Raw genomic sequence first — 7,725 nt, forward strand, 5'->3', positions numbered from 1 at the left:
GCTGATCACTCGAAAAGAAGAAGGACCGCTGAAATGACTGCACCGAATACTTCCGAGGCCGTGCGGCCTCGCACCCTGGCCGAGAAGGTCTGGGACGACCATCTGGTCGTGAAGGGCGAAGACGGATCGCCCGACCTGATCTACATCGACCTGCACCTGCTGCACGAGGTCACGAGCCCGCAGGCCTTCGACGGGCTGCGTCTCGCCGGCCGGCCGGTTCGCCGCCTCGACCTGACGATCGCGACCGAAGACCACAACACGCCGACCCTGGCGATCGACAAGCCCATCGCCGACCTCACGAGTCGCACGCAGATCCAGACGCTGCGTAACAACGCGGCCGAGTTCGGCGTTCGCTTGCACTCGCTCGGCGACATCGAGCAGGGCATCGTGCACGTCGTCGGACCGCAGCTCGGGCTGACCATGCCCGGCATCACCGTCGTCTGCGGCGACAGCCACACCTCGACCCACGGCGCGTTCGGCGCGATGGCGTTCGGCATCGGCACCAGCGAGGTCGAGCACGTGCTCGCAACGCAGACGCTGCCGCTCAAGGCGTTCAAGACCATGGCCATTACCGTCGAGGGAACCCTCCGCCCCGGCGTCACGGCGAAAGACATCATCCTCGCGGTCATCGCGCAGATCGGCACCGGCGGCGGCCAGGGCTATGTGCTCGAGTTCCGCGGCAGCGCCATCCGGTCCCTCTCGATGGAGGGCCGCATGACGATCTGCAACATGTCGATCGAGGCCGGCGCTCGCGCCGGCATGGTCGCCCCCGACCAGACCACCTACGACTATCTCGAGGGCCGCCCGCACGCGCCCGTCGGCCAGGACTGGGACGACGCGGTCGCCTACTGGGAGACCCTCGCTACCGACGACGACGCCGTGTTCGACGCCGAGGTCTTCCTCGACGCCGATACCCTCGAACCGTTCGTCACCTGGGGCACCAACCCGGGCCAGGGCGTCTCGCTGAGCGAGCCGGTTCCGAACCCAGCCGACATCGCCGACCCGAACGAGCGGTCGGCCGCCGAACGTGCCCTCGAATACATGGACATCGCGGCCGGCACCCCGATGAAAGACATCCGGGTCGACGCCGTCTTCATGGGCTCGTGCACCAACAGCCGCATCGAAGACCTGCGCGCCTTCGCCTCGATTATCAAGGGCAAGAAGAAGGCCGACGGCGTGCGCGTCATGGTCGTGCCGGGCAGCGCCCGCGTACGCATCGAGGCCGAGGCCGAGGGCATCGACCAGATCGTCAAAGAGTTCGGCGCCGAGTGGCGGTTCGCCGGCTGCTCCATGTGTCTCGGCATGAACCCCGACCAGCTGGCACCCGGGGAACGCTGCGCGTCGACCTCGAACCGCAATTTCGAGGGACGCCAAGGCAAGGGCGGGCGCACGCACCTCGTGTCGCCGCTCGTGGCCGCGGCCACGGCGATCCGCGGCACGCTGTCGTCGCCGTGGGACATCGAGGCCGCTGAGCCTGTCGAAGCGACGAGCGCGGAGGTATCGGCGTAATGGACAAGATCACCACCGTCTCGGGCATCGGCGTGCCGATCAAGCGCTCCAACATCGACACCGACCAGATCATCCCGGCGGTCTTCCTCAAGCGGGTCACGAAGACCGGCTTCGAAGACGCCCTGTTCTACGGCTGGCGCCAGGATCCCGCGTTCATCCTCAACACCCCGCCCTACGACAACGGCCGCGTCCTCGTTGCCGGGCCCGACTTCGGAACCGGCTCCAGCCGCGAGCACGCCGTCTGGGCGCTGCGCGACTTCGGCTTCCAGGCCGTGATCAGTTCGCGGTTCGGCGACATCTTCCGCGGCAATTCGGGAAAGCAGGGGCTGCTCGCGGCCCAGGTCTCCGAGCCCGACGTGGAGAAGATCTGGGCACTGCTCGAAGCGACCCCCGGAGAAGAAGTGGCGGTCGACCTCGTAGCACGGAATGTGCGCGTCGCCGACCTGACCGTGCCTTTCGAGATCGATGACTACACTAGGTGGCGGCTCCTCGAAGGCCTCGACGACATCGGTCTGACCTTGCGCGACGAAGCGCAGATAACGGAGTTCGAAGCTCGGCGCGAACGCTGGCGTCCCCTCACACTCCCCGCCAAATAAGGCAGATCCCGCAACACAAGCAGTGAAGGTGTTTGAAGAATGAATTCTCTTATACAAGATGCCCATAAGGCTGGTGAGAGGGTCGGACTGAAGTCCGACAAGATCGTGATCAACGGCGGAAAACCGCTGCGCGGCCGCATCGAAGTCCGCGGTGCGAAGAACCTCGCGACCAAGGCCATGGTCGCCGCCCTCCTCGCCGAGAGTCCCTCCGTTCTCAAGGACGTTCCCGACATCAGCGATGTCGGCGTCGTGACCGGAATGCTCGAGGCCTACGGTGTCTCGGTGACGAAGACCGCGGAGGGCGAACTCACGTTCGACCCGAGCAATGTCGAGCGCGCGCACTTCGCCAAGATCGACGCCCTCGCCGGCTCCAGCCGCATCCCGATCCTGTTCTGCGGGCCTCTGCTGCACCGTCTCGGCGAGGCGCTCATCCCCGACCTCGGCGGCTGCCGCATCGGCGACCGCCCCATCGACTTCCACATGGACGCCCTGCGCGCCTTCGGCGCCGTCGTCGACAAGAGCTACGAGGGCATCCGCCTCACCGCGCCCAACGGCCTCACCGGCGCCGAGATCGAGCTGCCCTACCCGAGCGTCGGTGCGACCGAGCAGGTGCTACTCACGGCCGTGCGCGCCAAGGGCGTCACCGAGCTCAAGAACGCCGCCATCGAGCCCGAGATCATGGACCTCATCGCGATCCTGCAGAAGATGGGCGCGATCATCAACGTCGAGCCCAACCGCGTGATCTTCATCGAGGGCGTCGAGAAGCTCGAGGGGTACAACCACCGCGCGCTCTTCGACCGCAACGAGGCGGCCAGCTGGGCTTCCGCAGCGCTCGCGACCGAGGGCGACATCTTCGTCGGCGGCGCCAAGCAGGCCGAGCTGATGAACTTCCTCAACATCTTCCGCAAGGTCGGCGGAGCGTTCGACATCCACGAAGACGGCATCCGTTTCTACCACCCCGGTGGAGACCTCAAGCCCGTCGTCGTCGAGACCGACGTGCACCCCGGCTTCATGACCGACTGGCAGCAGCCGCTCATCGTCGCCCTCACCAAGGCGCAGGGCATCTCGGTCGTGCATGAGACCGTGTACGAGAACCGTTTCGGCTTCACCGACGCCCTCATCGAGATGGGCGCCGACATCGTCGTGCACAAAGACGGACTCGAGTCGGTCACGCGCCGCGTGCCGCGTCGTCCGCTCGAGCAGGCGGCCGTCATCACCGGTCCGACCAAGCTGCACGGAGCAGACATCCGGGTACCCGACCTGCGCGGCGGCTTCAGCCACCTGATCGCGGCGCTCACGGCCGAGGGACAGTCCACCATCAGCAACGTGGGAATCATCAGCCGCGGTTACGAGCACTTCATCGACAAGCTGCGCGCGCTTGGGGCCGACTTCGTCTACGAGGGGTAACCCGCGTGATCGATAACCGCCGGGCCGGGTCGGAGAAGACTCCGGTCTTCCGGCTGATGGCCGCTATGGCGGTGCCTCCGATCGACCTGATCGCGAAGCTCAAGCTCAGCGGTGTCGAGAACGTGCCGAAAACCGGCGCGTTCGTGCTCGCCCCGAACCACTACAGCGAGATCGACCCGCTCATCGTCGGCGTCGCGATGTGGAAGGTCGGGCGCATGCCGCACTACATGGCGAAGGCCTCGCTGTTCAAGGTGCCGATCATGGGCAGGCTTCTCACCGCCTCGGGCCAGATCCCGGTCGAGCGCCCCGACTCCGGCCGCCGCACCGATCCGCTCGGTGCCGCGAAGCAGATCGCCGACCAGGGCCTCGCCGTCGTCATCTACCCGGAGGGCTCGCTCACCCGCGACCCCGACCTGTGGCCGATGCGCGGCAAGACCGGCGCGGTGCGCACCGCGCTCGAGCAAGGCATCCCCGTGATCCCCGTGGCGCACTGGGGCACCCAGCTCGTGATGCCGCGCTACGGCAAGAAGATCAGCGTCTTCCCCCGCAAGACCGTGCAGGTGAAGTTCGGACCCGAGGTCGACCTGTCGACCTTCGCCGACCGGAAGCTCGACTCCCAGGCACTCGCCGAGGCGACCGACCTCGTGATGGACGCGATCACCGCGCTTTTCGAAGAACTCCGCGGAGCGAAGGCGCCGGCAGAGCGCTGGGATCCCGCCAAACACAACCAGAAGGACACCGGCCGTTTTGAACAGTAGCGATCACCTCACACCCGACTCGAGGGCGCGCAAGGTCGCTGTGCTCGGAGCCGGATCGTGGGGCACCACCTTCTCGAAGATCCTCGCCGACGGCGGTGCCGACGTGTCGTTGTGGGCGCGCCGCCCCGAACTGGCTCGGGAGATCACCGAGTCGAAGCGCAACAGCGACTACCTTCCCGGCATCAACCTGCCCCGCAGCATCCGCGGTTTCTCGAGTCTCGAAACGGTTCTGGATGACGCGGAGCAGGTGTACCTGTCGGTACCGAGCCAGTCTCTGCGCGAAAACCTCTTGGCCGCCCGCGAGCTGATCCCGAACGACGCAATCGTCGTCTCGCTCATGAAGGGCGTCGAGAAGGGCACCGGGCTGCGCATGAGCGAGGTCATCGTGCAGGTTCTCGAGATCGACCCCGACCGGGTCGCCGTGGTCTCCGGACCGAACCTCGCCCTCGAGATCGCGAAGCAGCAGCCGACCGCCGCCGTCGTGTCGTCGCAGAACCTCGAGACCGCCACGCTCGTGGCGATGGCGGCCACCAACCCCTACTTTCGGTCGTTCGTGAACACCGACGTGATCGGCACCGAGTTCGGCGGCGTGCTGAAGAACCTCATCGCGGTCGCCATCGGCATCGTCGACGGCGTCGGTTACGGCGAGAACACCAAGGCGTCGATCATCACCCGCGGGCTCGTCGAGATGACCGACTTCGCCGTCGCGTACGGCGGCAGGGCGGAGACGCTCGCCGGCCTTGCCGGTCTCGGCGACCTCATCGCCACCTGCGAGTCGTCGCTGTCGCGCAACAACACCGCGGGCCGCCTGCTCGGCCAGGGGTACTCGTTCACCGACGTCGTGAAGCAGATGAACCAGACCGCCGAGGGGCTGTCGTCGGTGGCACCGGTGCTCGAACTGGCGCTGGCCAAGGGCGTCGAGATGCCCATCGTCAGCCAGGTGGCCGAGGTGCTCGCCGGCACCATGGACCCGCGCGACATCGCGCCGCACCTGACCACCGACCCGATGCCCCAGGGGGAATAGGCATGATCACCGCTCTCGCCGACGGCCGGTTGCTCGCCGAGAAGACCGGGGCAACGCCGCCCGCCGTGGTCGCGCTGCCCGGCTGGATGCGCTCCGCCACCGACTTCGCCCCCATCGTCGAGGGCCTCGACGCCGTCGCCATCCACTTTCCCGGCTTCGGCACGACGCCCGAGCCCGACACGGTGTGGGGCAGCGAAGACTACGCCGAGGAGGTCGCCGACGCGATCGCCGGTTTCGGTCCCGTCATCCTCGTCGCCCACTCCTTCGGCGGACGCGTCGCCGCCCGCCTCGCGGCGAAGTACCCCCAGTACGTGAAGGGCATCGTGCTCACCGGCGTTCCGCTGATGCGCCTGCAGGCAGCTCCGAAACCGGCCCGCTCGTTCCGCATCGTGCGCGCGCTCGCCAAGCGGGGCATCCTGCCCGCCTCGGTGCTCGAGAAGCAGCGCCAGAAGCGCGGCTCGGCCGACTACCTCGCCGCTCAGGGCACGATGCGCGACGTGCTGGTGCGCGTCGTCGGCGAGGAGTACGGCGACGATCTCGCGCGCATCACCGTGCCGGTGCGCATGGTCTGGGGCGAGAACGACACGGCCGCTCCCGCCGACGCCGGCCTCGCCGCGTCGCAGCAGATCGCCGGTTCCACCTTCCGCGTCGTGCCCGGCGCCGGGCACCTGCTCGAGGGCGACCTGCGTACCGCCGTGCGTGAAGAACTGCTCGCCCTCGTCGCCCAGACGGCACCCCAGAAAGATTCAGGCAAATGAACCAGCAACTCTCCATCGTCACGGTGCTCATCGGCGTGATCGCCGCCGTGCTGATCGCCGCCCGCTGGCTGCGCGTCGCCCAGCGCGAGCACTACATCGCGCCCTGGGTCACCCGCCTGGCCTGGCTCTGGCTCGCGAAGCGGCCCGTGAACCTGGTGATCGCCGCGCTCGTGGTCGTGCTCGCGGTCGTCTCGCTCTTCCCCGACCTCTCCGGCCTCGCCGCATCCGCCGCCGTGATCGCCGGCTTCCTGCCCTACGGCCTCGGTATCCGCGGCACCAGCGCGAAGCTCGCCTGGACCGATCGTCTGAAGCGCCTGCTCGTGCTCTGGATCGTGCTGGTCGCCGTGATCGGCACCCTGCTCGCGCTCGTGCTGGGCGGCGCCGGAATCGTGCTGACGCTGCTGCTCGCCGCGCCGATCACCGACCTGGCCCTCGTCATCCTCAAGCCGGTCGAGAAGCGCCTGTCGCGCAAGTGGATGCTCAGCGCCCGCAAGCGCCTCAAGCAGGTGCAGCCCACTGTCGTGGCCATCACTGGTTCCTACGGCAAGACCTCCACCAAGGGCTATGTGGCGCACATCCTCTCGTCCAGCTTCTCGGTGGTCGCCAGCCCCGCGAGCTTCAACAACCTCATGGGGCTGTCGCGCGCGGTCAACGACCGCGTGATCCCAGGCACCGAGGTGTTCATCGCCGAGATGGGCGTCTACGGCCGCGGCGAGATCCGCGAACTGAGCGAGAGCTTCCCGCCCGACATCGCGGCGATCACCACGATCGGCGAGGCCCACCTCGCCCGCATGGGCAGCCGCGAGGTCATCTTCCAGGCCAAGAGCGAGATCACCGAGAAGGCCGGCACCGTCGTGCTGCCGATCGACGAGGTCGAGCTCTCCGGCCTCGCCGAGAAGTGCCGCGCCGAGGGCAAGCGCGTCATCACCGTCTCGGTCGTCCCCGGCACCGATGCGGATGTCGTCGTGGACGCCGCCGCCGGAGTCGTCACGGTCGTCGAGAACGGTACCGTCGCGACCGCGTCCGTCGTCATACCCGGGGTCGGGCACGCCGTCAACCTCGCCGTGGCGGTCGGAATCGGGCACGCCCTCGACATCCCGCTCGCGACCATCGCCTCCCGCCTCGGCGCCCTGCCCGACTCGCCCCACCGCGCCGAGGTGCAGTACGCGGAGAGCGGCGTCGTCGTGATCGACGACACCTACAACTCGAACCCGGTCGGGTCGCAGCGCGCCCTCGAGGGTGCCGCGGCGATCGCGGCAGAGCGCGGCGGCCCGCTCGTGGTCGTCACGCCCGGAATGGTCGAGCTGGGTCACGTGCAGGCGGCCCGCAACGAGGCGTTCGCGGCGGCCGTGTCGGCCCTCGGCGGCCACCTCTTCGCGATCGCCCGCACGAATCGCGCGGCTCTCGTCGCCGGGGCGGCATCCGGGCCGGGTTCTGTGAGAATTTTCGACCGCAGAACCGAAGCGGTCGCTGCGGCGCTCGATCAGGCCGGCGACCGAGGCGTTATCCTCTATGAGAACGATCTGCCGGACCACTACCCGTAAACCAGCCGCACCGGGCCAGCAGTAGACAGTTGCGGCGCTCGAGATTCTTGGATGGTCACGCGTGAGTTCACCCTGGGCAGTACTTTTCGGCGGGCCCTCGCCCGAGCATGAGATCTCGATCCTCACCGG

7 protein-coding genes are annotated in these 7,725 nt (G+C 67.9%); all 7 read left to right on the top strand.

The features are described 5' to 3' along the window. The first annotated feature begins 33 nt into the window (after positions 1–33). From leuC to ACLQ6X_RS14090, 7 genes are read left to right on the top strand one after another with little or no spacing between them, the layout of a single operon-like run. Entirely contained in the window at positions 34–1,509 is a 1,476-nt protein-coding gene (leuC, locus tag ACLQ6X_RS14060) for a 3-isopropylmalate dehydratase large subunit (protein WP_411700781.1), read from the top strand. Continuing rightward, positions 1,509–2,105, top strand: coding sequence for a 3-isopropylmalate dehydratase small subunit (gene leuD / locus ACLQ6X_RS14065; RefSeq protein ID WP_411700782.1), 597 nt, complete (start codon positions 1,509–1,511; stop codon positions 2,103–2,105). The genes leuC and leuD overlap by 1 nt, the downstream gene beginning before the upstream one ends. A 39-nt stretch (positions 2,106–2,144) precedes the next feature. Beyond that, positions 2,145–3,512, top strand: coding sequence for a UDP-N-acetylglucosamine 1-carboxyvinyltransferase (murA, locus tag ACLQ6X_RS14070; protein WP_411700783.1), 1,368 nt, complete (start codon positions 2,145–2,147; stop codon positions 3,510–3,512). A gap of 5 nt (positions 3,513–3,517) precedes the next feature. Further along, the gene (locus tag ACLQ6X_RS14075) at positions 3,518–4,270 is read left to right on the top strand and encodes a lysophospholipid acyltransferase family protein (RefSeq protein WP_411700784.1); all 753 of its coding nucleotides are present in this window, start codon (positions 3,518–3,520) and stop codon (positions 4,268–4,270) included. Continuing rightward, positions 4,260–5,294 (top strand): NAD(P)H-dependent glycerol-3-phosphate dehydrogenase, encoded by a 1,035-nt coding sequence (locus ACLQ6X_RS14080; RefSeq protein WP_411700785.1) that lies wholly within the window; start codon positions 4,260–4,262, stop codon positions 5,292–5,294. The genes ACLQ6X_RS14075 and ACLQ6X_RS14080 overlap by 11 nt, the downstream gene beginning before the upstream one ends. 2 nt (positions 5,295–5,296) lie before the next feature. Beyond that, positions 5,297–6,052, top strand: coding sequence for an alpha/beta fold hydrolase (locus tag ACLQ6X_RS14085; protein ID WP_411700786.1), 756 nt, complete (start codon positions 5,297–5,299; stop codon positions 6,050–6,052). Further along, a complete protein-coding gene (locus tag ACLQ6X_RS14090) occupies positions 6,049–7,596 on the top strand; it encodes a Mur ligase family protein (RefSeq protein ID WP_411700787.1) in 1,548 nt (515 codons plus the stop codon). The genes ACLQ6X_RS14085 and ACLQ6X_RS14090 overlap by 4 nt, the downstream gene beginning before the upstream one ends. Positions 7,597–7,725: the final 129 nt, after the last annotated feature.

The sequence above is a fragment of the Conyzicola sp. genome (assembly GCF_046714715.1).
Lineage (GTDB): Bacteria > Actinomycetota > Actinomycetes > Actinomycetales > Microbacteriaceae > Conyzicola.